Source organism: Streptomyces sp. NPDC004065 (genome assembly GCF_044903565.1).
GTDB lineage: Bacteria > Actinomycetota > Actinomycetes > Streptomycetales > Streptomycetaceae > Streptomyces.
In genome coordinates this window covers 40,741-64,244 of the sequence record NZ_JBJDQT010000003.1, presented here as the reverse complement: position 1 = coordinate 64,244, position 23,504 = coordinate 40,741, and the positions used below count along the sequence as shown (strand labels likewise).

The 23,504-nt window shown below is 73.1% G+C and carries 25 protein-coding genes and 3 pseudogenes; 11 read left to right on the top strand and 17 right to left on the bottom strand.

Annotated elements, in window-relative coordinates; all coding sequences use genetic code 11:
- Window positions 1-94: 94 nt before the first annotated feature.
- Entirely contained in the window at window positions 95-679 is a 585-nt protein-coding gene (locus ACI2LW_RS06530; protein WP_404730028.1) for a GNAT family N-acetyltransferase, read from the top strand.
- A gap of 26 nt (window positions 680-705) precedes the next feature.
- Here the strand turns inward: ACI2LW_RS06530 and ACI2LW_RS06525 are convergent, their stop codons facing one another.
- The 5 genes and pseudogenes from ACI2LW_RS06525 to ACI2LW_RS06505 all read right to left on the bottom strand — a co-directional run.
- A complete protein-coding gene (locus ACI2LW_RS06525) occupies window positions 706-1,404 on the bottom strand; it encodes an alpha/beta fold hydrolase (protein ID WP_404730027.1) in 699 nt (232 codons plus the stop codon).
- 48 nt (window positions 1,405-1,452) lie between these two features.
- Window positions 1,453-1,839: pseudogene (locus tag ACI2LW_RS06520) on the bottom strand (phosphotransferase family protein); the annotation flags it as partial.
- A gap of 145 nt (window positions 1,840-1,984) precedes the next feature.
- Window positions 1,985-2,230, bottom strand: a pseudogene (locus ACI2LW_RS06515) (site-specific integrase); the annotation flags it as partial.
- Complete coding sequence (locus ACI2LW_RS06510; protein ID WP_404730026.1) at window positions 2,227-2,370, bottom strand: hypothetical protein; 144 nt, start codon at window positions 2,368-2,370, stop codon at window positions 2,227-2,229. The pseudogene ACI2LW_RS06515 and the gene ACI2LW_RS06510, both read right to left, overlap by 4 nt.
- Window positions 2,371-2,916: 546 nt before the next feature.
- Window positions 2,917-3,084 (bottom strand): annotated as a pseudogene (locus ACI2LW_RS06505) (DUF4158 domain-containing protein); the annotation flags it as partial.
- A 418-nt stretch (window positions 3,085-3,502) separates the two neighbouring features.
- On the opposite strand from ACI2LW_RS06505, the gene ACI2LW_RS06500 reads away from it, so the two are divergent.
- Complete coding sequence (locus tag ACI2LW_RS06500; protein ID WP_404730025.1) at window positions 3,503-3,910, top strand: hypothetical protein; 408 nt, start codon at window positions 3,503-3,505, stop codon at window positions 3,908-3,910.
- Window positions 3,911-3,961: 51 nt separating this feature from the next.
- On the opposite strand, the gene ACI2LW_RS06495 is transcribed toward ACI2LW_RS06500, so the two are convergent.
- The 3 genes from ACI2LW_RS06495 to ACI2LW_RS06485 form a co-directional block, all read right to left on the bottom strand.
- Complete coding sequence (locus tag ACI2LW_RS06495) at window positions 3,962-4,147, bottom strand: hypothetical protein (protein ID WP_404730024.1); 186 nt, start codon at window positions 4,145-4,147, stop codon at window positions 3,962-3,964.
- 19 nt (window positions 4,148-4,166) lie between these two features.
- Entirely contained in the window at window positions 4,167-4,667 is a 501-nt protein-coding gene (locus tag ACI2LW_RS06490) for a hypothetical protein (protein ID WP_404730023.1), read from the bottom strand.
- 333 nt (window positions 4,668-5,000) lie between these two features.
- Window positions 5,001-5,996, bottom strand: a complete 996-nt coding sequence (locus tag ACI2LW_RS06485; RefSeq protein ID WP_404730022.1) for an oxidoreductase — start codon at window positions 5,994-5,996, stop codon at window positions 5,001-5,003.
- A 180-nt stretch (window positions 5,997-6,176) separates the two neighbouring features.
- Here ACI2LW_RS06485 and ACI2LW_RS06480 point away from each other — a divergent pair, with 180 nt between their 5' ends.
- Entirely contained in the window at window positions 6,177-7,379 is a 1,203-nt protein-coding gene (locus ACI2LW_RS06480; RefSeq protein ID WP_404730021.1) for a PP2C family protein-serine/threonine phosphatase, read from the top strand.
- A 159-nt stretch (window positions 7,380-7,538) separates the two neighbouring features.
- Here ACI2LW_RS06480 and ACI2LW_RS06475 read toward each other — a convergent pair whose 3' ends face one another.
- Window positions 7,539-8,123: a TMEM165/GDT1 family protein gene (locus ACI2LW_RS06475; protein WP_404730020.1), complete on the bottom strand. Its 585-nt coding sequence runs from the start codon at window positions 8,121-8,123 to the stop codon at window positions 7,539-7,541.
- A 397-nt stretch (window positions 8,124-8,520) separates the two neighbouring features.
- On the opposite strand from ACI2LW_RS06475, the gene ACI2LW_RS06470 reads away from it, so the two are divergent.
- Window positions 8,521-9,069 (top strand): DUF2231 domain-containing protein, encoded by a 549-nt coding sequence (locus ACI2LW_RS06470; RefSeq protein WP_404730019.1) that lies wholly within the window; start codon window positions 8,521-8,523, stop codon window positions 9,067-9,069.
- Window positions 9,070-9,155: 86 nt separating this feature from the next.
- Window positions 9,156-9,611 carry a hypothetical protein gene (locus ACI2LW_RS06465; protein ID WP_404730018.1) on the top strand — a complete coding sequence of 152 codons (456 nt, stop codon included), beginning with the start codon at window positions 9,156-9,158 and terminating at the stop codon, window positions 9,609-9,611.
- 44 nt (window positions 9,612-9,655) lie between these two features.
- Here ACI2LW_RS06465 and ACI2LW_RS06460 read toward each other — a convergent pair whose 3' ends face one another.
- Window positions 9,656-11,353 (bottom strand): MOSC domain-containing protein, encoded by a 1,698-nt coding sequence (locus tag ACI2LW_RS06460; RefSeq protein WP_404730017.1) that lies wholly within the window; start codon window positions 11,351-11,353, stop codon window positions 9,656-9,658.
- Window positions 11,354-11,633: 280 nt separating this feature from the next.
- On the opposite strand from ACI2LW_RS06460, the gene ACI2LW_RS06455 reads away from it, so the two are divergent.
- Entirely contained in the window at window positions 11,634-12,611 is a 978-nt protein-coding gene (locus ACI2LW_RS06455) for an L-threonylcarbamoyladenylate synthase (RefSeq protein ID WP_404730016.1), read from the top strand.
- Between the two features lie 181 nt (window positions 12,612-12,792).
- On the opposite strand, the gene ACI2LW_RS06450 is transcribed toward ACI2LW_RS06455, so the two are convergent.
- Both ACI2LW_RS06450 and ACI2LW_RS06445 read right to left on the bottom strand, forming a co-directional pair.
- Window positions 12,793-13,434, bottom strand: coding sequence for a carbonic anhydrase (locus ACI2LW_RS06450; protein WP_404730015.1), 642 nt, complete (start codon window positions 13,432-13,434; stop codon window positions 12,793-12,795).
- A gap of 185 nt (window positions 13,435-13,619) precedes the next feature.
- Window positions 13,620-14,117 carry a peptidylprolyl isomerase gene (locus ACI2LW_RS06445; protein ID WP_404730014.1) on the bottom strand — a complete coding sequence of 166 codons (498 nt, stop codon included), beginning with the start codon at window positions 14,115-14,117 and terminating at the stop codon, window positions 13,620-13,622.
- Window positions 14,118-14,308: 191 nt separating this feature from the next.
- On the opposite strand from ACI2LW_RS06445, the gene ACI2LW_RS06440 reads away from it, so the two are divergent.
- From ACI2LW_RS06440 to ACI2LW_RS06420, 5 genes are all read left to right on the top strand, one after another.
- A complete protein-coding gene (locus ACI2LW_RS06440; protein ID WP_404730013.1) occupies window positions 14,309-14,929 on the top strand; it encodes a TetR/AcrR family transcriptional regulator in 621 nt (206 codons plus the stop codon).
- Window positions 14,930-15,224: 295 nt separating this feature from the next.
- The gene (locus tag ACI2LW_RS06435; protein ID WP_404730191.1) at window positions 15,225-15,944 is read left to right on the top strand and encodes a HEAT repeat domain-containing protein; all 720 of its coding nucleotides are present in this window, start codon (window positions 15,225-15,227) and stop codon (window positions 15,942-15,944) included.
- On the top strand, window positions 15,938-16,945 hold the full coding sequence (locus ACI2LW_RS06430) for a MerR family transcriptional regulator (RefSeq protein ID WP_404730012.1): 1,008 nt from the start codon (window positions 15,938-15,940) through the stop codon (window positions 16,943-16,945). The genes ACI2LW_RS06435 and ACI2LW_RS06430 overlap by 7 nt, the downstream gene beginning before the upstream one ends.
- Window positions 16,946-17,128: 183 nt before the next feature.
- Window positions 17,129-17,314 (top strand): hypothetical protein, encoded by a 186-nt coding sequence (locus tag ACI2LW_RS06425; RefSeq protein WP_404730011.1) that lies wholly within the window; start codon window positions 17,129-17,131, stop codon window positions 17,312-17,314.
- Complete coding sequence (locus ACI2LW_RS06420; protein ID WP_404730010.1) at window positions 17,311-17,622, top strand: hypothetical protein; 312 nt, start codon at window positions 17,311-17,313, stop codon at window positions 17,620-17,622. The genes ACI2LW_RS06425 and ACI2LW_RS06420 overlap by 4 nt, the downstream gene beginning before the upstream one ends.
- Before the next feature lie 48 nt (window positions 17,623-17,670).
- Here the strand turns inward: ACI2LW_RS06420 and ACI2LW_RS06415 are convergent, their stop codons facing one another.
- From ACI2LW_RS06415 to ACI2LW_RS06395, 5 genes are read right to left on the bottom strand one after another with little or no spacing between them, the layout of a single operon-like run.
- On the bottom strand, window positions 17,671-18,207 hold the full coding sequence (locus ACI2LW_RS06415) for a cysteine hydrolase family protein (RefSeq protein ID WP_404730009.1): 537 nt from the start codon (window positions 18,205-18,207) through the stop codon (window positions 17,671-17,673).
- Between the two features lie 53 nt (window positions 18,208-18,260).
- Window positions 18,261-19,277, bottom strand: a complete 1,017-nt coding sequence (locus ACI2LW_RS06410; RefSeq protein ID WP_404730008.1) for a DUF5914 domain-containing protein — start codon at window positions 19,275-19,277, stop codon at window positions 18,261-18,263.
- Window positions 19,274-20,323 carry a phytoene/squalene synthase family protein gene (locus ACI2LW_RS06405; protein WP_404730007.1) on the bottom strand — a complete coding sequence of 350 codons (1,050 nt, stop codon included), beginning with the start codon at window positions 20,321-20,323 and terminating at the stop codon, window positions 19,274-19,276. The genes ACI2LW_RS06410 and ACI2LW_RS06405 overlap by 4 nt, the downstream gene beginning before the upstream one ends.
- Window positions 20,320-22,089, bottom strand: coding sequence for a phytoene desaturase (locus ACI2LW_RS06400; protein WP_404730006.1), 1,770 nt, complete (start codon window positions 22,087-22,089; stop codon window positions 20,320-20,322). The genes ACI2LW_RS06405 and ACI2LW_RS06400 overlap by 4 nt, the downstream gene beginning before the upstream one ends.
- Entirely contained in the window at window positions 22,086-23,426 is a 1,341-nt protein-coding gene (locus tag ACI2LW_RS06395; protein WP_404730005.1) for a polyprenyl synthetase family protein, read from the bottom strand. The genes ACI2LW_RS06400 and ACI2LW_RS06395 overlap by 4 nt, the downstream gene beginning before the upstream one ends.
- Between the last annotated feature and the right edge of the window lie 78 nt (window positions 23,427-23,504).

The window sequence follows — 23,504 nt, the reverse complement described above, 5'->3', positions numbered from 1 at the left end:
GGAGTGGGGTGCTGCCGAAGACCAAGGTCGATCGAAGGCAGCGTTGATCATCAACTCGGCTGTAAGACAGTGATCCCGGAGCTACGGTGCAGTGGTGAGTAACGACTCTCTCCTGGGCCGCGCCGTCCGCCTCATCCCGCTGTCCGTCAGCCATGCCGAAGCGTTGTTCACTTCTGCGTCGGATCCCGAGGTATGGCGATGGACGCCCCGCCCCCGCCCCGACTCTCTGATACAGACGCGGGCGTTGATCGGCGAGATGCTGGAGGATCCGGCCCGACGGTGCTTCGCGGTTCAACGCCTGGCGGACGAGGCGGTGGTCGGCTCGACCAGCCTGTATGCGCTTGATCTTGCCGAAGGGCGTGCTGAGATTGGCGCCACCGGGTTTGATCGTTCGTGCTGGGGTGGCCCCTACAACGCCGAATCCAAGCTGCTGCTGTTCGGGCACGCCTTCGATGATCTGGGCCTGGTCAGGATTGCCCTGCGCACCGACAACCTCAACGTGCGTTCCCAGCAGGCCCTCGCACGGCTGGGACTCGTGTACGAGGGGACGTTGCGCAGCCACATGATCCGCCAGGACGGCACGCGCCGTGACTCGCTGTACTACAGCGTGCTCGCGGACGAGTGGCCTGCCCTGCGCGATAAGCTGCTCACCAGGATCGCGGCCAAGTCCACCGCCTGATCACACAGCTGCCTGTACCTGCCACATTAACGAGCAGTTGTGACCCCTTCATCTGGCTGGCGCGGGGTATCGGCGGCGAGCAGTTCCTGCAGAAGTTCAGCGACGAGATCGGGCCGTCCTACGAACGGGGAGTGGCCCGTCTGCCACTCGCGCACGTCGGTGCAGCGCGAGGCCATCTTCCACTGCAGGACCGGGTCGATGGCCCGGTCCTGCGCGCAGACGACGTAGGTGGAGGGAGTGTGTTTCCAGCTGTGCCGCTCCGGGACGCCTCGCCCGCAGCCGGAGGCTTGCGCACGCAGCAGGCCAGCCGCCCAAGCGGCGAGAGGTTCGGGACAGTCGCCATAGAGGGTGTCGGCAGCCCGGTCGGGGTGCAGGCTGGTCGAGCCGTCGGGTTCAGGGTTGATTGCGTCCTGGAGTTGCGGGGACGCGCCACCCAGACCGGCCGCGCTCTCGCCGACATCCGGCACGAAGGCCGCCAGATAGACCAGGTGTCCCGCCCCACGCACCCCGGTGATCACTGACCCGCCGTAGGAGTGACCGAGCACGGTCGGAGGCTCCGGCAGCGAGTCGATGACAGCCTGGACCGCGGCTGTGTCAGCCGGCAATGAGCCCCTGTGGAGCTCGGGAACGACGACCTCGGTTCCTGCGGTCCGCAAGAGTTCTGTCACCAGGGCGAAGTGTTCGGGACAGTGATACAGGCCATGGACGAGCACTACGGCGGCCAATGCGCGCGCCTCCTCGGGGTCGGTGTCAGGCGAGTGATCCAGGGCTGGTCAGCCGTATCGTTGCAGTAGTCCGTCCACGTACGCCTCCAGCCGTTCTCCCAGCACCTCGGACGTCAGATCGTCCCGCCCCAGATCACGCCACGGCCCGGCCAGCTTCGCCGCGTCGGGGCAGTAGTGCAGGGCGTCCAGCAGCCGCCAGTACAGGTGGTCGGGGTCGTCGGCGGGGTCCCGGCCGCCGTGTGCCTCATACCGCTCGCGGAAGTCCAGCCCGTACGCCGGCCCGTGCAGCAGCGCGAGCGCGGTCGAGCAGTGCGCCACGTCCAGGTCGGCAGGTCCCCACGAGGTCTCGACCCAGTCCACGACACCGATGATCCGCAGCGTGGGCCCGGTTCCCGTGAAGAGCACGTTCCCGGGGTGAAAGTCGCGGTGGAGGTCCGTTGCACCCGCGGGCGGTTGTAGTGGGCCTGCAGCGCGTCGAAAAGGTCCTCGACTCGGGCATTGAGGTAGCGGCCGGTGGTGCCAGGTCGGTGTGCCGCATGATCGCGCGGACCTGGGCGAGGGTGAGGTTGGGGTCGTTCGCCATCCGGGTCGCGGCGGTGTGTCGCACGTCGTGCAGGGTCCAGTTCGTGCCGAGTCTCTCGTTCGCGCGCTGGATCACGCGCCGCATCGCCCAGTAGGTCAGCGGCCGGTCCGGGCCTCGGCGGGTGCGGAGAACCGGCTCGTCGGCCGGCGGCAGCCCGATGTGGTCGAGGTATGCGGCCAGGACCGTCAGCGCCTGCGGGCTGGCCGGGACCGCCTCGCGGTCGTCGGTCCCTTTGGTGATCACCAGATCAGTTGCTTGGCCCAGTCGATGTCTCCCGGGGTGACCCCGAGGAGTTCGCTGGCGCGGGAGCCACTGGAGACGTAGAACAGGACCGCAGCCCGGTCACGGTCGCAGGTCATCGCCCCGAAGAACTCGTCCCACATCGAGTCGGGAATCGAGCGGGGATCGGTCCGCCGGACCCGCTGGCGGAGTCTGGCCCGCCGGAATTGAGGGACTGCGCTGTCCGGGGCCCGGTGAGCGAGGGCCCGGCGCTGTGCCCGTGACCCTGGAACCGGGTTGACGAGCGGGCCCCGGCCGTAGCTGTCGGCGGCGCTGCGGATTCGGGGCGACCCGGAGCCATCCGACCAACGCGGACGCTTCTGCCTCCGTCGCCCGCTCCCACGGGATGCCGAGGAACCACAACAGCCGGTACCAGCGCAGCAGATCGTACGCGTAACTCTTGGCGGTCAACGGCCGGTTGTCGTCCAGGATCAGGCTGCGGAGGTACGGAAGGACGGGGCGACGGCGGCTCCGTCAGCGTCGAGAACGGTGTACCGAGGTATAGATTCCAGCTCGATGACCGAGCCGACGCGCGGCACATCGGCCCGGCCCTCGATCAGCTGGCGATGCAGGTCTTGCAACACACTCTTCCTTGCAGGCGGAGATCATCTCGCTCCATGATCGGAGGCACTGGTGCAGTTAACACACCACATCTGGAGAGCGGAACCGAGCCGACTGTGGTCCCCGCGCCGCTTCGCGATCAGCTTGCGGTCCTCGTCGTCCAGGAAGAAGAACCGCTCCAGCTCCGGCCGGGTCGGCTCCTCGTTGAACTTGCCGTACGACGCCGCCTGTTCGTCGGTCAGGAACTCCACTGGCATGAGCGCGAAGCTAGTGGCGCCCGAAGCCGAGGGATCTTCCGCCGAACCTCGCCGCCCGGCCTGCCACCTGTGCTAGACGCCACGATCACCGGCTTAGCGTTAACCGCTGTACCGATGTTCCCCGAGGCCGTTGAGGCCCGCGAGTCCACGGAAACTGAAGGACTTTCCGTGGGAACCCGAGGGCGGACGGTCATGTTCTCGTGGGTTCGTGCCCCGGGTTCATGCGAACACGCGGGGTGGGTGTCGAGCGGGCCCACCCCTGGGTGCCTTCCCTGAAAACGGTGCTGCCACCGTAGAAGTCATGAGAGCAGAAGGAACGACACCGGAACCGGAAACCTCTGTGCAGAGTGGGCTCACATCTCTGGGTGAGGTGGCGTGTCGTTATCAGGCGGATGAGATACACCCGGAGGATCTGCCGATGATCGCTGCTGAGGCGCTCGCAGCCGGACTGGACACCCCGACATTGTGCGAGCTCGCCGGTTGGCCTCGCAACGCGGATGCCCGCGATATTCGCGAAGCGTTCGAGCAAGCACTTACCGAGTCCGGGATCGGGCTGCCGGGTCGGGGCCTGGCACGGCGCCACGCTCTGCGCCGGATGGCGGCGAGACTCATCGCTGGAGAGATAACTCCCGCCGACCTGGCGACCGACGACTGGTGGGAGACGGAGGTCGAGACCGAGGCGGAGCAATCGTTCGTGGCGCTGATCCCGCAATGCGATTGCTGCATCGAGTACACCTTGGGGCTTGACCAGCAGACATGGGCGGCCCAGCTGCGGAACGCCGCCCTCGCCCTGACGTCGTCTCCGCCGATCGGCCCCGGATGCTGACTGTGCCTCGCGTGCGCATCCTCAGCAAAGGCGTGGACCGGTCAAGCAGACTCACTGAAGTGGCTGTTCAGCGGCCTGGTGCAGCAGCGCCCGTGCGGAGTCCGCGTAGCGCATCGCGGTCTTCTCGTCGAGCCCGAACACCTCGGCGAGGTGGAGCGGGTCGGGCCCGTGGGTCATGGCCTCTTCGAGTTGGCGGTCGACGCGGAGCCGTTCCAGCGTCGCGTCCTGCCCGCGCATCGCGGCGCTGATCCAGTGGTTACTGGCGCGGCTGGTCGAGCATGAGGGTGGCGATCTGGGCGACCCGGGCGGCGTGGACCGCTGCGAGGGCGAGGATGAGCCGCGTCGCCGGGGTGGTGGCCGCCGCGACGGAGCGGTCGACCTGCTCGGGGACGAGCGGTTGCAGCACGGCGTACTCGTATTGCCCGGCCTTGATCCGACTGGTGGGGTTGCGGAAGATCAGCCCGTTCCGCTTGGCCCAGGTGAACAGCGAGCGCAGGGCGACGAGTTGGTCGTGGCGCTGGTGGCCGTGCAGTGTCTTGACGTAGGTGAGGACGTCGTCGCGGGTCACCTCCCGCAGGTGGTCGTAGGGGTTCGACCATTCCAGCAGGGCCGGGCGGACTCGGTTGAGGTAGAGCCAGACCGTGCCTTCCCGTCGCGGGAGGCTGCGGGGGCCGCCGTCGCGCAGGTGACCGACGTCCCCGCGGATGGTGCCGTCCGCCAGCCCTGCTGAGGCCCGCGCGAGGACGAACCCGGACAAGCACATCGGTCTCGAACCGCTCCAGCTCCTCAGCCGACGCGGGCGCCCAGTGCTCGCGCAGCTCCCGTACGACTGCCAGCGTCGCCAACCCGAGCCTCCTCACCTTCGACCCGACTGCGAATCCGTCGGACGAGATGAGAACGCTTCAAGAATCCCGAAGTTACGTCACAAGCCGGCAGAGCACACGAAGGAGGAAGAACCCGCTGGCCACGGGCCCAGGGACTCAGCGGGGCTCAGGGGAACTCACGGGATGTCGCACAACAGGGGCTCCTCCCCACCCGGGCGGGCCTGGGCCGTGTCGCGTTCGGGCCCCGCGTGACCGGTCCAGCACCCTCAGCCGAGGGCGTCCAGGGCGTCGAGCAACTCGCGCTCGCGCCGCGCGCTGAGGCCCGCGAGCCTCTCCCGGTCGAGTCCCTGCCCGCGTTCCCAGCGCAGCGTGTCGGCCAGCGTCTCCGCCGCGGGCCGGTGGCGCAGCCCCGCGGCGCGCGCCGCGGAGCCGTTCCGGGCCGACCATCCTTCCCAGCCCGGCTCGACCAGCCACATCGGCAGCGACTCGGGCCCCATGTACTGGGCCACGCCCTGAGCGAGCAGCCACGCCGACGCGGCGGTGACCACCGGACCGGTGTGCCCGCCGACGGCACGGGACAGGGCGATCCACTCCTCGAACGGAACGACCGGGCCGACCGCGTTGCAGGTGCCGGTGGTTCCCGCCTCGGCGGCGTCGAGCAGCCAGCAGGTGAGGTCCCGCACGTCGACCATCTGGGTGGGTATCGCCGGTGTGTCCGGGACCAGCATCGGCCCTCGCCGGTCGCGTGCGGCGCGGGCGACCCAGTAGCCGGAGCGCCCGCTGTGATCGCCCGGGCCGCCGATGAGCCCGGCCCGTGCGACGAGGAGGCGGTCGCCCACGGCGGCCGCCGACGCCTGCTCGCAGGCGACCTTCGCCTCGCCGTACGACTCGCGGCCGGCCTCGCTCCGGTCCGTCGGGGCGAGCAGGGCCGCGGACTCGTCCGCCCCCGGCGTGGCGTGGGAGGCGTAGACGTTGCCGGACGAGACGTACGCCCAGTGCCCGGCCTTGCCGCCCAGCGCGTCGAGCGCGCCACGAACGAAGCCCGGCTGCCACGACACCTCGACGACCGCGTCCCATACGCGGTCGCGCAGGGGCTCGTACGCCGACGGATCGCGCCGGTCGGCGACGACCAGTTCCGCTCCGTCCGCGACTTCTCCGCTCCGGCCGCGTGCCAGGCAGGTCACCCGTTGGCCGCGTTCGACCGCCTGTCGCGACAGCTCACGAGCCACCCACGCCGTTCCGCCCAGAACCAGGATCTCCATACCGGCACCCAAGCAGGGGAGATCACCGCGCGGCCAGGCGTATTCGCCGACAGCAGACGGCCGGCCGCCCGATCGACGCCGGCGTACGGGCCGGTGCCCCTCCCCGCCGGCCGCCACGTGAGCGCGCGTATCAGGTGCGGTGCGGGGGAAGCCGGGTGAGGACGGAGCGGGGAGGCGGTTGTGGTCGGTGATGACGGTCTGGGGCTGGACGAAGTGCTGCGGGCGGCCGAGGACGCCGCGCCGGTGGAGTCGGTGGACGTGGTGGCCCGGAACCTGGAGAAGCGGTTCTCGGCGACGGAGGTGTCGTTCTGGTTCGTCGACATCCTCGGCCAGGAAGTGGTGCGGCTGCCCGGAACCGGCGCGGCGGGCGAGATGTCCGGCCGGGCGGAGCGGATCGGCCTGGCGGGGAGCGTGTACGACCGGGTGCTGCGCACCCAGCGTCTGCACCAGGAGGAGGACGAGGACGGCGCATGCCGGCTGGTCGCGCCCGTGACGAACCGCGGTGACTGCATCGGTGTGCTGGACATGGTGGTGCCGCAGGCGGACGACGCGGTCCGTCAGGCGGTGGTGGAGGCCGCGCACGCACTGGCGTACATAGTGGTGACCGACCGCCGCTTCACGGACCTCTACCACTCGGGGCGGCGCACCACCGCCGTGAGCCTGGCGGCGGAGATCCAGCACCAGCTGCTGCCGTCGGCGCCCTGCTGCGAGGCGGCCCAGTTCACCCTGGCCTGCGGCCTCGCCCCGGCCGACGACGTCGGCGGCGACACCTACGACTACGCCCTCGACCGGGACACCCTCCATCTGTCGGTCACCGACGCGATGGGGCACGACACGGCCTCCGCGCTGCTGGCCACGCTGACCGTCAACGCCCTGCGGGGGGCCCGGCGGGCCGGCCTCGGCATTCTCGACCAGGCGTATGCCGCCCATCAGGCGATCACCGACAACATCCGCGGCATGACCACCGGCCAGCTGCTGCGCATCGAGCTGGACACGGGCGTGTGCCGGCTGGTCAACGCCGGCCATCCCCGGCCGCTGCGGCTGCGCGGCACCCGTGTGGAGGAGCTGGCCCTGAAGGTGAACCTGCCGTTCGGGGTGCCGGCCCCGGTCAGCTACCAGGTGCAGCGGCTGCGGCTGGAGCCGGGTGACCGCCTGGTACTGGTCACCGACGGCATGCAGGAACGCTGTGCCGCCTCGGTCGACCTGCCCGGCCTCATCGGCGCCACCCGCGACGAACATCCCCGTGAAGTGGTCCGGGCCCTGACCACCGCGGTGTACGACGCGTGCGGGGGACATCTGCCGGACGACGCCACCACCCTGGTGCTGGACTGGCACGGCGGCCGCTGCGGACAGCGCCGGACCAACGGCGGCTCCAACGCCTGACCTGCCCCTCCGGCAGCGCGGCGGGGTGCGGAGGACGCCGGGCCGACGACCGCGCCGCCGGGCGCCCCGCCGCGCGGTGGTCGCGCGGCGGGGCGCCCGGCGGCGGGCAGACGGCGGGGAAGGGGCGTGGAAAGGGCGGGGAAGGGGCGGGGAAGCGGGTCAGACGGTGAAGGCCTCGACGAGCATCCAGACGGCAAGGCCCGCCATGCACAGCCCCCCGACGCGCTGCACGATCTTCAGCGGGACGCGCTTGGCGATGAACCGGCCGACGAGCAGGGCGAGGGCGGACACGGACATCAGGGCCGCCGCGGAGCCGATGGCGGTGGAGAGCCAGCCGTTGGTGGCGGCGAGGTTGGCGGTGGTGATCTGGGTGAGGTCGCCCCACTCGCTGATGAACACGGCCATGAAGGCGGTGGTGTAGACGGGCCAGAATCCGGTGACGGTCCGGGTGCCGGCCTCGTCGTCCCCGTCGTCGCCGCCGTCGCGCAGCAGGACGAACGCGCCGAAGCCGAACAGGGCCGCGGAGACCAGCTTGACGGCCATGGCGGGGAGCAGGCCGATGAGGCTGCCGGCGCCGACCGCGATGGCCACGTGGACGATGAACGCGGTGGACGTGCCGAACCACACGTACAGCGGGCGCATGCGGGTGCCCATGGCCAGTGAGGCGAACATCGTCTTGTCGGGGAGTTCGGCGAGGAAGATCAGCCCGAAGGCGGTGAGGATCGCCAGGGGGTCGAGAGTCATCCTTGAGGCTTTCTGCTGGGGCCGGGCCGGACTGTTCTTCCAGCACCCAGGGCGGGGGCGGCGGGGAACCGTTCGGCTCGGCACGACGGATCCGCCCGCACGGTGCGCGCGGGCAGGGTCATGCGTGGCCGAAGGTCTCGTCCGCCTCGGTGCGCCGCGGCCCGGTGGCCGGGACGGATGACCGTCCAGTATGTCGACCAGCGGTGTTGCAGGACTACTCCCCTTCGCTCGTTCCAGTGTAAACGAAGCGGGAAGCGGCGGGATGCACGCCCCCCGATAACGCCCACTCCTGTAGGCACAAATGTTCTTCACTCGTCATGGGCTCAGAGTCTTGACGCCCCTCTCCAATAAGACCAAGATTTGTTGGTGAAAGGGCAGGGGCGACGAGGAGGCCGCGATGATCGGCAAGTCACACCTTCAGGCGAAGCACCCGGTCAGCGCCTCGCTCGCCGGCCCGTACGGCCACCCGTTCCACCCGATCCTGGTGACCGTGCCGATCGGCGCCTGGGTGACCGGCCTGGTCTTCGACATCGCATCCCATGTCGTGCACCGTCCGGGCTTCCTGACCCAGTCGTCCGAATGGCTCGTGGCGGTTGGCGTGATCGGCGCCCTGCTGGCGGCCACGGTCGGATTCCTCGACCTGTTCGCCATTCCGGCCGGCACCCCGGCCCATCGCACCGCACTGGTGCACATGACGCTGAACCTGCTGGTGACCGCCGCCTACGTCGTGAACTTCCTGTGGCGCCACGGCGAGCGCACCGACGGCGCGAGCGTCGGCTTCGGGCAGCTTACGCTGTCCGCGGTCAGCGTCGCCGCCCTGGCGGTCTCGGGATTCCTGGGCGGCAAGCTCGCCTACCGCTACGGCGTACGCGTCGCCGACGAGGACACCCAGGCCGAGGGATACACACCCCGCCCCGGCCGGAGCGGCAGCCACTCGGCCGAGTGACCCGCTCGGCACGCGCGCACCTCCACCCACCAGGACGGCCGATGTCCTCCGGTCGCCTTCACCACCGTCCCCCTCGGGAGTTCCCCATGGACATCGCCGCACTGATCACCTGGGTGATCACCGCTCTCGGCGGCTTCTACATGCTCGGCACCTGGATCCGGCGCGGCGGGGTCCGCCAGCAGCAGAGCGGCGTCAGCCGTCTGCCCGCGCCCGCCGTCTTCGGCCATTTCGTCCTGGCCGCGCTCGGTCTCGTGGTGTGGATCGGCTACGTCGTGACCGACAGCACCGCGCTGGCCTGGACGGCGTTCGGCCTGCTGCTGCCCGTGGCGCTGCTGGGCTTCGTGATGCTGGCCCGCTGGATCCCCGTCCATCGCGCCCGTGCCACGGCCGGCGCCGCCGCGACCGCCGCCGGCCCCGGAGCCGAGGCCACCGTCCCGGCCGAACAGCACTTCCCGGTGCCGGTCGTCATGGCCCACGGTCTGCTCGCCGTGATCACCGTCCTGCTGGTGCTGCTCACCGCGCTGGGGGCCGGAGGAAGCTGACGCGACCGGCCGCGAGCCGGGGCGGCGCGCACGAGCCGCCCCGGCTACAGGTCGAGTACGACGGCGCCGGCCGGCCTGGAGCAGCAGATGAGGACGTTGCCCGCGGCCGGGGGCTCGACGGGGTCGGGGGAGTAGTCGACGGCGCCGGCCAGCAGCGCCAGTTCGCAGGTGTGGCACACCCCGGTGCGGCACGACCAGCGGACGGGGACGGCACAGGCCTCCGCCAGCTCGAGAAGGGACTCGTACGTGTCGTTCCAGGGGACGTCGAGGCCGCTGCGGGCGAAGGAGACCTCGGGTCCGCCGCCCACCGGACCCGCCGGCCGGTGCGGAGCCGGAGCGGCCCCGGAGCCCTTGATCCCGGGGGTCAGGGCAGCGCCCGAACCGAAGATCTCGGTGTGCACCCTGGCGGCGTCCAGGCCCCAGTCGACGAGCCCGGCGGCGAGGCCGTTCATGAAGCTCTCCGGGCCGCACAGATAGGCGTCGGCGTCGGTCGGCAGGCCGAGCTCCGGGATGCGATCGGCCGACAGGCGCCCTGCCTGGGTGTAGTCGACGCCCCGGCGGTCCGCGGCCCTCGGGGCGCTGTAGAAGACGGCCGACCGCGCGTGGGGGAGAGCGGCGATCAGGTCCTGGCACTCCTTGGCGAAGGGATGTTCCCGGCCGTTCCGCGCTCCGTGCAGCCACCGCACCTGCCGGGTGGAGCGGTCCCGCGCTAGCGCGTGCAGCATCGCCAGTACGGGCGTCACCCCCACTCCCGCCGACAGCAGGACGACCGGGCCGTCGCCGGGGGCGAGGGAGAAGGTGCCGCGCGGTGCCGCGATCTCCAGCCGGTCGCCGACTCGGACATGGGCGCGCAGCTCCGCGCTGGCGGCGCCGTGGGGTTCGGCCTTCACGCTGATGCGGTACGTGCCGGTACCGGGCTCGCCCGACAGGGAGTAGCTGCGGATCAGCGGGCTCGCCCCTCCCGCGGGCCGGACCCTCACCGTCAGGAACTGTCCGGGCCGCGCCGCCGGCAGGGGGGACCCGTCGGGGTCGGCCAGGTACAGGGAGAACACGCTGTCGCTCTCCTGCTGGACGCGGGTGACCGTCAGGGGGCGGAAGCCCTGCCAGGCGGGCGGCGGGGCGGTCGCGGCCGGGTTCAGGCCGGCGCTGCCGCCGGCTGCGCCGGCCCCGCCGTCGGCCTGTTCCAGGAGCGCCCGCATGGACTGCCGCCAGCCCGGGCTGAGCGCGGGGATCCGCAGCGCGCGTTCCACCTGCTCACGCGTGTGGCCGGGCAGGTAGAGGATTCCGTCGATCTCCTCCACCGTCATGGCCTCGGGACCGGTGGAGATCTTGACGATCTCCTGGCCGGCCTCGACCTCGCCCTCCTCGATCACCCGGAGGTAGAACCCGGGGCGGCGGTGAGCCACGAGCAGGGCGGGCATCCGGGGTTCCCGCATCCGCAGCCCCACCCGGTAGCACGTCACCCGGGGCTGTGTGACCTCGAAGACCGCCTCCCCGATGCGGTAGCGGTCCCCGATGCAGACCTCGTCGTCGGGCAGACCCTCGACCGTGAAGTTCTCACCGAACTGCCCGGGCGCCAGGTCGTCCCGGCCCAGTTCCTCGCGCCAGTGGCGGTACGAATCCAGCTGGTACACCAGTACGGCCCGCTGCTCACCGCCGTGGCCGCCCAGGTCCCCCTGACCGTCCCCGTCGATGTTCAGCCGCCGCACCATCCGCGGCCCGGAGACCGTTCGCTTGTACACGCCGGTGTGCACGGTGCGGTCATGCCACGGAACGTCCTTCGGCATGCCCACGTTCACCGCCGTCAACCTGGCCACCACCACACCACGCTAAGCCGCGGGTCCGCGGCGGGCCATGCGGGGAGCCGGGACGGGCACACGCCGGGAGGGACCCGAGGCGGGACGGCACCCGCAACCCGACGGCGAGAACCACGTTCCCTCAAGTGACACGGCGCTCCCGCCCGGGCACGAGAGGGCGCGACGCGGGACGCGCGAAAAGAGCGACAACGAGAGGTGTACGAGGGTGACGACAACGGACAGCGACATCGAGAAGGCGGCCGGTGTAATGCGCGGCGGAGGCCTGGTGGCCTTCCCGACCGAGACCGTCTACGGCCTGGGCGCCGACGCCGGGAACGCCGACGCCGTGGCCCGTGTCTTCCACGCCAAGGGGCGCCCGCCCTCCCATCCGCTGATCGTCCACCTCGGTGACGTGGAGCAGCTCGGCGGCTGGGTCGAGGACGTGACGCCGACGGCGCGCCTGCTGGCCGAGCGCTTCTGGCCGGGGCCGCTCACGCTGGTCCTGCGGCGTGGTCCCCGGGTCTCCCTCGCGGCGACCGGCGGTCTGGACACGGTGGCCGTGCGCGTGCCCGGCCACCCCGTGGCGCTCGCGCTGCTGTCGGCCTTCGGCGGGGGCGTCGCGGCGCCGTCCGCGAACCGCTTCGGCTCGGTCAGCCCCACGACGGCCCAGCACGTCCGCGCGGAACTCGGCGATGCCGTCGACCTCGTACTGGACGGCGGACCCTGCACGGTCGGCGTCGAGTCGACCATCGTCGACGCCACGGGCGGCACGCCGAGCGTCCTGCGGCCCGGCGGGGTGACGCGCGAGGACCTGGAAGCGGTCCTGGGGCAGCCGCTCGCGGTCCACTCGACGAGCGGCATCCGTGTGCCCGGCCGGCACCCGTCGCACTACGCGCCGCGTGCGCGGGTCGTCCTCGTCGCACCGGAGAAGGTCGCCGCCGAGGCGGAGCTCGCGCAGGACCTGGGGCACAAGGTGGGCGTCCTGCTTCCTCCCTCCCACGCGGACACCGCCGTCCAGGCGCACGCCACGGTCGCGGTCCCCGCTTCGCGAGCCGACTACGCGCGCGGGCTGTACGGGTTCCTTCGCGAGCTGGACCAGCGCGGGTGCGACCTCATCGTCGCGTCACTGCCGGAGGAGGAAGGGCTCGGCCTGGCGATCGCCAACCGGCTCGGCCGCGCGGCGGGCCCCCGGCCCACCGCGTGACCCGGACCGCGGCCGCCCCGCTCACCCTCCGGCCGCGGGCGGCCACACGGCCCAACGGCGGCCGGTCGCACGCCTCAACGGCGTCCGGTCGCACGCCACGACAGCGGCCGTGAGCGGTCGGGACACGGTGTTGGTCGATCGGCCGCGAGCGGTCAGACACGGGGACGACCGGGGAGCGCGGTCAGGACACGGCCGACACCGGCACGTCCAGGCCGCGAGCCGCGACGAGACGCGCGCTGCCGTCGGCCAGCCGGTAGCACAGGCCCACCACGGCGGTCCGGCCGGCGGCGACGTTCTCGGCCAGTATCCGCGAGCGGTCCATCAGCAGGTCGACGGTGTGCCGCACGTGCTCGGCGAGGATCTCCTCCGGCTCGACCCGTCCGGCGGCCCGCGCCGTCAGCACGCTGGAGGTCACCCGCTCGACGACGTCCCGGACGTATCCCGACGGGGCGATGCCGTCCTCCAGCGCGGCGCAGGCCGCGCCGACCGCGCCGCACGAGTCGTGCCCGAGCACCACGACCAGCGGGCAGTCCAGCACGTCCACGCCGTACTCGATGCTGCCCAGCACCTCGTTGCCCAGCACATGGCCCGCGGTGCGCACCACGAACAGGTCGCCCAGCCCGCGGTCGAAGATGATCTCCGCGGCCAGCCGGGAGTCGGAACACCCGAACAGCACCGCGAAGGGGCTCTGGGCCGGTGCGACCTCGGTGCGGCGGGTGGCGTCCTGGTTGGGGTGCTCGGGAACGCTGTCGACGAATCGCCGGTTACCGGCCATGAGCAGCTCGTAGGCCTCGCGGGGCGACGGGGTGTGGATCTCGGTCATGACCGCAGCCTACGAGGAGGTCCTGACAGCTGCACCCCCCGGCGCGCGGCGCGAGACGCAGTGCCGCTGTGACCTCCGCCGCACGGCGCGAGGGAGCGGGATCACGGCCCGGTGCCCGCGCGCGGCCCGGTGCCCGCGCGTGGCCCGGTGCCCGCGCGTGGCGCGGGCACCAGGCCGCCGATCCGTCAGAGCTGACCGGACGCGGCGATGGTGATCTTCTTGGAGGTACGGCCGCTGGAGGAGCCGAGGGCCTCGATCTTCTTGACGAGGTCCATGCTCTCGGTGTCGGCGACCTCGCCGAACACCACGTGCTTGCCGTTCAGCCAGTCGGTCACGACGGTCGTGATGAAGAACTGCGAGCCATTGGTGTTCGGGCCGGCGTTGGCCATGGACAGCAGGCCCGGCCGGTCGTGCTTGAGGGTGAAGTTCTCGTCGGCGAACTTCTCGCCGTAGATGCTCCTGCCGCCGGTGCCGTCGCCCCGGGTGAAGTCACCGCCCTGGAGCATGAACGAGGGGATGACGCGGTGGAACGAGGAGCCCGCGTAGCCGAAGCCCTTCTCGCCGGTGGCGAGGGCGCGGAAGTTCTCCGCGGTCTTGGGCGTCACGTCGTCGAACAGGTTGAACACGATCCGCCCGGCGGGCTCGTCGTTGATGGTGATGTCGAAGTAGACCTTGGTCGTCATGCCCCCATCCTGACATCCCGGCCCGCCCCGTTCGCGTGCGGCCACGGTGCCGCGCCTCCGTACGCATCCGCCGACTGCCGCCGGCAAGCGGCCGAGCGTGGGAGAAGCAGGCGAAAAAGCAGACGGAAAACCAGGCGGAGTGAGTCCTCACTCATTGACGGAGTGAGCACTCACTCCGTACTCTCGCGGTCATGACGCCCGCCAAGGAGAACCAGACCGCCCGGACCGCCCGCCGCCGCGCCCCCGGCATGTCGCCCGAGCAGCGCCGTGAAATGATTATCCGGACCGCCATCCCGCTCATCGCCGAGTACGGCGCCGCGGTCACGACCGCCAAGATCGCCCGCGCCGCGGGCATCGGCGAGGGCACGATCTTCCGGGTCTTCGCCGACAAGGACGAATTGCTGCAGGCCTGCGTGGCCGAGGCGCTCTCCCCGGATCATGTGATCCGCGAGCTCGACGCGATCGACGTGACCCAGCCGCTGCCCGGCCGGCTCGCGGAGGCGGCCGAAGCGCTGGAGGCGCACATGTCCAGGATGGGCGCGATCCTCGGCTCCCTCGGGCACCACGGCGGCAAGCACCGCGGCACGGTGCGCGGCGCGGGCCGCGAGGAGTCGACGGCCCGTGTCCGCGCGGCCCTCGCGGAACTGCTGGAGCCCGAGCGGGCCGCGCTGCGCCGCCCGCCCGAGCAGATCGCGGCCCTCTTCTTCGGGCTGCTCTTCACCCAGCCGCGCACCGACGGCGAGCCGGACCTGACCCCCGGAGAGCTGGTCGAGGTCTTCCTGCACGGAGCCCTCTCGGGAGCCGGCGCATGAGCCCGTGGCCAAGGTGCCTGGGGCTGCTCCCCTGGCCGTCCCGGTCCCCCTGCGGGTGCGGCCGGCACCCACCGAGGGGACGCCGACCGCGGAGCGCCCCCGTGAGCCGACGTTCGATTCCGGCGCTGGTGCCGGTGTCGGTGCCGACGGCGGCCCAGGGCGGGGCCGGCGGTGCGTCGGTCCGCCGGCCAGGGGCCGGGGCTTGACCTTGACACGTTGTCAACGTGTGCCCTGGGTGCAGGAGGTGGTCCCGATCAAGACGACAGACGGAACCCCGCACAACACCCCCAGGGCCATGGCCATGGTCATGGCCCTGAGCGCCGAGAATGCCTCGGTCCGGCTCCAGGCGGCCCTGGCGATCGGCTCCGATCCCCGTCCGGCCGTCCTGGAGGCACTCGTCGAGCGGTGCGCGGTCGAGCCGGATTTCTTCGTGCGGGACATGCTCTCGTGGGCGCTGACCCGCTTCGCGGCGGAGTCCACCCTGCCCCTGCTGCGGCGGGAACTCCACTCCGAGCATCCTCAAGCCCGCAGCCAGGCGCTGCACACGCTCTCCAAGATCGGTGACAGCAGCGCGTGGGACCGGACCGCGCACCGCCTGCTGCACGACGCCCACGACGAGGTCGCCCGGACCGCGTGGCGCGTCGCGGTCGCCCTCGTGCCCGAGGACGGGAAGGAAGACCTGGCCGACGCGCTGGTGACGCAGCTCGGGCGGGGCGACAGCACCGTGCGGCGGAGCCTGAGCCGTGCCCTCGTCGGCCTCGGCGACGCGGCCGGACCAGCCCTTCGGAGGGCTGCCGCCCACTCCGATCCGGAGGTGGCCCTGCACGCCCGCGCCACCGCGATGCTCCGGAACCACCCGGAGGCAGGGTTCGACGCGGCCGTCGAAGAGGCGAAGCGCATCCTCGCACTCGGCCCGGAAGGGAGCGCGGCCGCCGCGACGGCGGCCGCGGGCGCCGCGAGGCCGATCGGGCCGGCCGAGCCGGCCGGGACCCCCGGGGAGAGCGCGCCGTGCTGATCGGCGAAGTGGCTCGCCGCTCGGGCGTGAGCGCCCGGATGCTCCGGCACTACGACGCCCTCGGGCTGGTGCGGCCGAGCGGTCGTACCGTCGGTGGTTACCGCGAGTACTCCTCCGAGGACGTGCGCAGGCTCTTCCACGTCGAGAGCCTGCGGTCCCTCGGGCTCTCGCTCAAGCAGATCGGGCGTGCCCTCGAGGACCCGGCCTTCCTCGAGGACCCGGCCTGCGCACCGTCGGCTCTGGTCGGCGACCTCATCCGCTGGGCGGAGGAACGCCTGGAGCGGGAGCGGGAACTGCTCGAGCGGCTGCGGGCGATCGACGCCTCGGCGCCGGTCGGCTGGCAGGACGTCCTGCGCGTCGTCGAGCTCATGCAGGGGCTCGACTCCACCAGCGCGGCCCGCAGGCAGCAGGCCGTCCTGAGCCGCCCGGAGCAGCTGCCGGTTCCCGCCGAAGTGCTGGCCAGGGCAATCCTGGCGGAAACCGACCCCGGCGTCGCGGGCGCCCTGAGGTGGGCGCTCGCCCGGTCGGGCGGTGACGCGCCGGCGGTGCTGGCCGACGGCGCGCGCTCGGCGGACGTCCGGGTCCGGCGGCGCGCGGTGCCTGCGATCGCCGTGATGCCCGAGACCCCGGCTGCGACCGCGGCGCTCACGGAGGCGCTCGACGACCCCGACGCGACGGTGCGCGGGCACGCCGCCGTGGCGCTGGGCGGGCGGGGCGCGAGCGCGGCGGTGCCCGTACTCGTCGACATGGTGGTCCGGGGATCCCATGACGTCGAGGCGGCGGAAATCCTCGCCACGCTGTCCCGGGACCCGGCGCGCGAGCAGCGCATCCTGACCGCACTGGTCGACGAACTCGACGCACCCGCCGCGGACACAGCGACGCGGATACGTCTCGTCCAGGCGCTGGTCGAGCTGCCGGGGACCGCCGCGCGGGAGGCCCTGCGCCGGCTGGCCCACGACGACGACCGCGCCGTCGCCCTCGTCGCCTCGGCACTCGCCTGACCGGCCGACTCCGTCAGCGCCGGGGCTGGGACGCTGCCGACGCGGGTCCGGGCGCGGGTCCGGGCGCGGGTCCGGGCGCGGGTCCCGACGCGGGTGCCGGCGCCGGGCGGCGGTCCGGGTCCTGGAGTGCGAGAAGGTCGTGGTGGCTGGCATGACGGCGTCCGTGCCACTAAAGTTGGCGTCATGACTGCCATCACCCTGCGCATCCCGGATGCCATGGACAAGTCCCTGCGGGCGGCCGCCGCCGACGCGCCCTCGCTGAACGACTACATCCTGCGCGCCGTCCGCCGGCAGATGACGCTGGACGCGGCCCGCAAGCTCGCCGAGATCGCCCCCCTCGACCTCGAGGGTGAGGGAGACGCCGCGTGACGGTGCGCAAGGGCGACGTCTGGGACGTCGACACCGGCAGAGGCGTGCGAACCGTGCTCGTCGTCAGCCTGGACGGGCTCGCGGAGGCCTACGGGGCCGCCCTGGCGCTGGTCCTGCACGCCCCCGCCCAGCATCCCGACACGGCGATGAGCGTGCGTCTGACCTCGCCGGTCGACGCCTCCGTGGTCGCCGTGAACCTGCTCCAGCTCGCCGCGGCCCGCTTCGACAACGGCAAGTTCCACGGCAACATCGGCCCCGAGCAGCAGGAGAGCGTGGACAACGCGCTGCGCGCCGTCCTGGATCTCTGAGGTCCCCGGCGGCCGCCGGGGGGCGGGTCGGAGGCGCCGCGCGGCTTGTCACGTGAGGATCTCGTGGCTCTCGCAGACGCGCGCGCCCATGTTCCGCTCCATCATCCGCAGGGCGGCCCGCGCGAGATCCTCGTGGATGTGCGCGACCGCGTCCTTGGGGACGATCACGTCGAAGTGTCGGATGTGGGCGTCCAGGGCCGAGTACAGCACGCACTGCTCCGTCACCTGGCCGCAGAGGATGAGCTGGTCGAATCCCTGTTGCTGAAGCAGGTACTGCAGCGGTGTCTCGTAGAAGATCGAATGGCGGGCCTTCAGCACGAACAGGGAGTCCGCGTCGGGTTTGACGGGTTCGACCAGGCGGGCGTGCGGGCCCGCCAGGGCGCGGTCCAGCAGCTCGCCGTGGTGGGAGCGCCATTCGCCGAAGTTGTCGTTGACGTAGATGACCGTGACCTTCTGCTCCCGCGCGCGCCGCAGGAGGTCGGTGATGACCGGCACGACCGGCTCCACCGCGGGAAGCAGCAGTTCGGCGTCCTCGTGGTCGTAGGTGTTGATCATGTCGATGACGATCAGCGCAGGCTTGCTCATACGCTCAGGGTTCCACCGGAGGCGGCCCGGGCAACTGCGGTGTCGCGTGCCGCTCAGCCCGGGAACCGGCCGGTGGACCGCAGTTGCCAGCGCCGCTCGGCGTAGGCCAGGTCGTCCTTCCACAGCCGCCCGGCCGCGGCGCGCATCAGGGGACGCAGCAGCGGCGCGGCCCGGCGGGCGGCGGCGAAGCCGGGGCGGGGCGAGGAGGCGACGACCGCCTCGACCACGGCGGTGCGCGGCCGGCCGGCCACGTCCGCGCCGAGCGGCGTCGCATGGGTCTCCACCACGGAGCCCGCGCCTTCGCCCTCGGTGATGCGCATGACGACCGTACGGGGCTCGGGTGCGGTGAAGACGGCGCGGACCGGCACCACCAGCCGGCCCGCCACCTTGAAGGACACGTCGACGGTCAGGACGTCCGGGCCGTGGTCGTGCGCCCCGCCGGTGCCGCCGGTGCCGCGCCGCGTATCCACCACCGTCAGGTCGACGAACGAGTAGGGGTGGAACCATGCCCCGTGCCACGGATCGAGCCGGTTGGCCACCACGTCCTCGGGCTCGCAGACGCCGACGCCGGTGTAGACGGCCGTCAGGGAGCGCGCGGTCCCGGGCCGCCGCGGCACCACCGGCTCCTCCAGCGGCTCCTCCCCGCCCACCGAGTCCAGCCGGATCCACACGAGCAGCCCGTCGTCGTGCACCGGCAGCGGCGACCAGCCCGCGTACGGGGTGCCGTCCAGGGCCAGTCCGTGCCAGTGGCAGACCAGCGTGCCGCAGCGCACCGGACTGTCCCGCAGTGGTGCCCCCAGATGCGGGCAGATCCCCGGCCCGCCGGCCAGACGCCCGCCGGGCCCGCGCCACACCACGACCTCCTGCCCGGCCACGGTCCGCGCGAGCTTCCCGTCGCCCCGCAGGGCGCGGGAGGCGCCGACGACGTACCAGTTCCCGGACGGGCGGGCCCGCGCCCGCTTGAGCGCCCCGGCGATCACCGCGGGCCGTGCCTCGGGCCAGGTGGGGCGCTGGCCCTCCCAGGGCACGGCGCGGCGGCGCAGGGACAACGGCAGACGACGGCGGTTCACACGACCTCCTCGGCGCGGCGGACGGCGGCCGCCGGCGCGACCGCGGCAGCCGCCGCGAACGCGGCCGTCGGCAGGGTGCGGGCCCGAGGGGGCGGCCGGTGTCCGGGACCGCTGCGGGTACGCAGCCGGGCCGCCGCCACCCGGACCAGCCCGTCGGCGGCGACTACCGCCCGGCGCCGCCGCGGCACCACCGACCGCCGGTGCAGCACGGTGTAGCCGTCGCGGGCGACGGCGTCGAGGATGCCGCCGTACAGGACGGCCGCGGTGCGGACGCAGGGCCGTGCCACCGGTTCGAGCAGGCCGACTCCTGGCATCGCCGTCCGGTACGCCTCGCGGGTCAGGGCCTCGAACTCCCTGAGCGCGGCGGTGATGCGGCGGTCGGTCCGGCCCGTCGCGCGGCTCCACACCAGCAGCTCCCGGTCCACTCCGTGACCGGCGAGCAGGTCGGCCGGCAGGTAGACGCGTCCGCGGTCCAGGTCCTCGCCGACGTCCCGGAGGAAGTTGCTCAGCTGGAAGGCGACGCCCAGCGCCGCGGCGTACGGTGCGGCCTCCTCGCGCGGCGCCACGGTGCCCAGGACCGGCAGCATCTCCAGCCCGATCACCGCGGCCGAGCCGTGCATGTACGCCCTCAGGTCGGCGTAGGTGGGGTAGGAGGCGACGACCAGGTCCGAGCGCATCGCGGTCATGAAGTCACGGAAGTGGGCGTGGTCGATGGCGTAGCGGCGGGCGGTGTCGGCGAGGGCCCGCACCACGGGCCGGCCGTTGCCGCCCCGCCGCAGTCCTTCTTCCAGGTCGTCCTGGAACCGGGTCAGCGTCCGCCTCCGTGCGTCCGTTCCGGCGCCGGGGGTGAGGGAGTCGACGATGTCGTCGGCCCAGCGGGCGAAGCCGTACAGGGCGTGCACGGCGGGCCGGCGCTCGGGCGGCAGCAGCCGCGTGGCGAGGAAGTAGGTCCTGCCGTGGCGGGCGTTGAGGGCGCGGCAGTGGTGGTAGGCCGCCCGGAGCACCGGATCGGTGATGCCCGCCGCGTCCAGTTCTCGATCGGTCATCCTGTCCTGCCTTCGCTCGCGGGGGCCGGGGGATCGGCGGCGGGGTGCTGCGGGGTTGGGGTCCGCCTCGCGGCGGGTGCGGACTCCGCGGACGGGGACGCGGACGGGGACGGGGGCGCGGACGCGGACGGGGCCGGGGCCGGGGCCGGCGGCTTCAGTGGCCCTGGACGCAGGGGCGGCTCCTGCGCGGCGCCGGCCGGGGCGCCCGCCGTGGTGGCCGGGGTGCCGGCCGGGGCGGGGAGGGCGGCCGCCGCGGCGCGGCGCCGGCGGGTGCCCGTGCGCCGGGGAACCCCCGTGATGCGGGCGGCGGCCAGCTTGCCCGACAGCAGCACTGTCGGCACGCCGACGCCCGGCGTGGTGCCGCAGCCGGCCAGGACCGCGTTCCGGGTGCCGCGCACCAGGTTGCGCGGCCGGAACGGCCCGGTCTGCGCGAAGGTGTGGGCGGCCGAGAAGGGTGTTCCGGCGGCGTGCCCCTGGGCGTGCCAGTCGGCGGGAGTGACCAGGCACTCCTCCTCGACGGCGGCTCCCAGGCCGTCCATTCCGCGCCGTTCCAGCTCGCGCAGCAGCGCGTCCCGGTAGCGCGGGCCGAGGCCGGACCAGGCCGCCGCGTCCGGACCGATGTCGGTGTTGGGGCAGGGGGCCAGGACGTAGTGCAGATGACGGCCCGGCGGTGCGAGGCTCGGATCGGTGGCGGTCGGGCGGGTGACGAGCAGGGAGGGGTCGCTCATCAGCCGCCCGGTGCGGGTGAGTTCGCCGAAGGTGGTGTGCCACGCCGCGCCGAAGGAGATCGTGTGGTGGGCGAGGTGGGGCCAGGTGCGGTCCGTGCCGGCGTGCAGCACGACGGCCGAGGGGGAGTGGCGCAGGGCGAGCGGTCTGCGCGGCCGGCGGCCGAGCAGCCGGTAGGCCACGGGCAGGTCCGGGGTGAGGACCACGGCGTCGCAGGGGATGCGGCCGGTGTCCGTGACGACGGCCGTGACGCGCTCGCCCGAACGCTCCAGACGGGTCACCCGCTGCCCGAACCGCAGGTCCGCGCCGGCCGCGGCGGCGGCCTCGGCCATCGCCCGCGGGAGGGCGTGCATGCCGCCCCGGGGGAAGTACACGCCGGCGACGGTGTCCATGTAGGCGATGACCGCGTAGGCGGCCAGCGCCCGCGCCGGCGGCACCCCGGCGTAAAGGGCCTGGAAGGAGAACACCCGGCGCAGCCGCTCGTCGCTCAGGAAGCGGCCGATGCGCGCGTCCAGGCGGCCGAAGCCGCCGAGGGCGGCCAGCCGGGCGAGATCGGGGGTGAGCAGGCCGAGCGGCGAGTCGAAGTTGGCGTCGATGAAGTGCCGCATCTGCGCCCGGTACAGCCGCTGGAGCCAGTCGCGCAGCCGCAGGTAGCCGGCCGCCTCGGCCGCCCCGGCGAACCGCTCCACCTCCGCGGCCATGGCGTCCGCGCCGGTGTGCACGTCGATGCTGCTGCCGTCGGCGAAGCAGGCCCGGTAGGCCGGGTGCAGGGGAATCAGCTCGACCCGTTCGCGGAGACTGCCGCCGACGGCGGCGAACGCCTCGTCGGCCAGCTCGGGCATGGTCAGCACGGTCGGCCCGGTGTCCATCCGGTAGCCGGCCCGGTCGAGGCGTCCGGCCCGGCCGCCGGGCAGTTCCTCGCGCTCGACGACGGTGACCCGGCGTCCGGCGCCCAGCAGGTGCAGGGCCGCCGACAGTCCGGCGAGTCCGGCGCCCACGACCACCACGTGGTCCGTGGGACCGGGCACGGTGCGGGTCACCGGCCGCTCCCCGCGCCGCCCCCGGCACCGGCCGCGCACGGACCGTCCGCGGTCCGGGGACGCGGGGATGCCTCCCCGCCGTACTGCCCGGCCCCGGCCGTCGCGAGCAGCAGGGCGCGCAGCGGGCCGGCGCCCTCCGCGTCGAGCACGGCGCCGTCGAAGTGCCTCAGCCCCTGCGCGGCGAGCCGGTCGACCCTGGTCTCCACGGTGGCCCGGGCGCCCGTCGTGACCAGGACGTCCCGCACCTCGTCCAGACCGTGCCGGGTGAGGGCCGGGTCGCCGAGCCACCGGTCCAGCACGGCCAGCGCGGCGCCGTTGCCGGTGGCCTCGGCCCGCTCGCGGGCGACCGCGACCAGATACGTGGGCTTGCCCTCCCGGATGTCGCCGCCGCACGCCTTGCCGGTCCGCCGCGGATCCCCGAAGACGTCGTCCAGGTCGTCGCGCAACTGGAACGCCATGCCGACACACCGCCCGGCCTCGCACAGCCGGCGCAGCGTCACCTCGTCCGCGCCGGCCACGGCGGCCCCCAGCGCGAGGGGCCGCTCGACCGAGTACAGGGCGCTCTTCAGGCGGGCGGCGCGCAGCACCCGGGGCAGGGACCGCGTGGCGGTGACCTGGCCCTGCACGTCCAGGTACTGGCCCGCCACCATCTCCGTGCGCATGTCGCTCCACAGCCGCCGCACCACCACCCCCGTCCAGGGCGCCAGCGGTGTCTCCGCCACCATGTCGTCGGCCCACACCAGCGCCAGGTCCCCGGCGAGCACCGCCGCCGACTGGCCGAACCGCTCGGCCCGCCCGGCTCCCACCCGGTCGGCGTACTCGGCGGTCAGGTCGGTGTGCAGGGTGGGCCGGCCGCGCCGCAGCGTCGCCCGGTCCATCACGTCGTCGTGGACGAGGGCGCAGGTCTGCAGCAGTTCCAGTGCGGCCGCGATCCGCAGGGCCGCGCCCGCGGACGCCGGGTCCGGGCCGGCGCAGGCGCGCGACGCCCACCACACCAGCTGCGCGCGTCTGCGCTTGCCGCCCTCCAGGGTGAAGCCCGCCACCCGTTCGGCCACTTCCCGGGCGAACAGCGGATCCGCCAGCCGTGCGCGGCGCAGACGCTCGGTCAGCACATGGTCGAGCATCCGGCCGACGGCGCCGGGCACGTCGGCGTCGATCCGGCGCACCTCGGCGGGGCCGGCCGGGAGCGGGCCGCCGGCCGCGGGGCGCTCCTCGGCCCGGCCGTGTCCTTGCTCGTCGTCGGCCTCTCGCCCGGGCGCGGGTGACGCCACGGGCGCCGCCGTGGCCGGCTGCGGCGGCGCGGTCGCGGGGTGGTCCTTCGCACGGGTGGGACGCATTCCGGTTCCCTCCATCGTGTCCGTCTCGGTCGTTCCCGTCACCCATCCGCTTCGGCGTGCACGGCACGGACGGATGCG

Excerpts from the sequence above, each read along its gene's own strand:
- ACI2LW_RS06500 (WP_404730025.1), top strand. The coding sequence starts at position 3,503 with ATGATCGCTGCTGAGGCGCTCGCAGCCGGACTGGACACCCCGACATTG.
- ACI2LW_RS06495 (WP_404730024.1), bottom strand. The coding sequence starts at position 4,147 with ATGCGCGGGCAGGACGCGACGCTGGAACGGCTCCGCGTCGACCGCCAA.
- ACI2LW_RS06475 (WP_404730020.1), bottom strand. The coding sequence starts at position 8,123 with ATGACTCTCGACCCCCTGGCGATCCTCACCGCCTTCGGGCTGATCTTC.
- ACI2LW_RS06415 (WP_404730009.1), bottom strand. The coding sequence starts at position 18,207 with ATGAGCAAGCCTGCGCTGATCGTCATCGACATGATCAACACCTACGAC.
- ACI2LW_RS06470 (WP_404730019.1), top strand. The coding sequence starts at position 8,521 with ATGATCGGCAAGTCACACCTTCAGGCGAAGCACCCGGTCAGCGCCTCG.
- ACI2LW_RS06435 (WP_404730191.1), top strand. The coding sequence starts at position 15,225 with ATGGCCATGGTCATGGCCCTGAGCGCCGAGAATGCCTCGGTCCGGCTC.
- ACI2LW_RS06445 (WP_404730014.1), bottom strand. The coding sequence starts at position 14,117 with ATGACGACCAAGGTCTACTTCGACATCACCATCAACGACGAGCCCGCC.
- ACI2LW_RS06405 (WP_404730007.1), bottom strand. The coding sequence starts at position 20,323 with ATGACCGATCGAGAACTGGACGCGGCGGGCATCACCGATCCGGTGCTC.
- ACI2LW_RS06395 (WP_404730005.1), bottom strand. The coding sequence starts at position 23,426 with ATGCGTCCCACCCGTGCGAAGGACCACCCCGCGACCGCGCCGCCGCAG.
- ACI2LW_RS06440 (WP_404730013.1), top strand. The coding sequence starts at position 14,309 with ATGACGCCCGCCAAGGAGAACCAGACCGCCCGGACCGCCCGCCGCCGC.
- ACI2LW_RS06425 (WP_404730011.1), top strand. The coding sequence starts at position 17,129 with ATGACTGCCATCACCCTGCGCATCCCGGATGCCATGGACAAGTCCCTG.
- ACI2LW_RS06510 (WP_404730026.1), bottom strand. The coding sequence starts at position 2,370 with ATGTGGGACGAGTTCTTCGGGGCGATGACCTGCGACCGTGACCGGGCT.
- ACI2LW_RS06465 (WP_404730018.1), top strand. The coding sequence starts at position 9,156 with ATGGACATCGCCGCACTGATCACCTGGGTGATCACCGCTCTCGGCGGC.
- ACI2LW_RS06450 (WP_404730015.1), bottom strand. The coding sequence starts at position 13,434 with ATGACCGAGATCCACACCCCGTCGCCCCGCGAGGCCTACGAGCTGCTC.
- ACI2LW_RS06485 (WP_404730022.1), bottom strand. The coding sequence starts at position 5,996 with ATGGAGATCCTGGTTCTGGGCGGAACGGCGTGGGTGGCTCGTGAGCTG.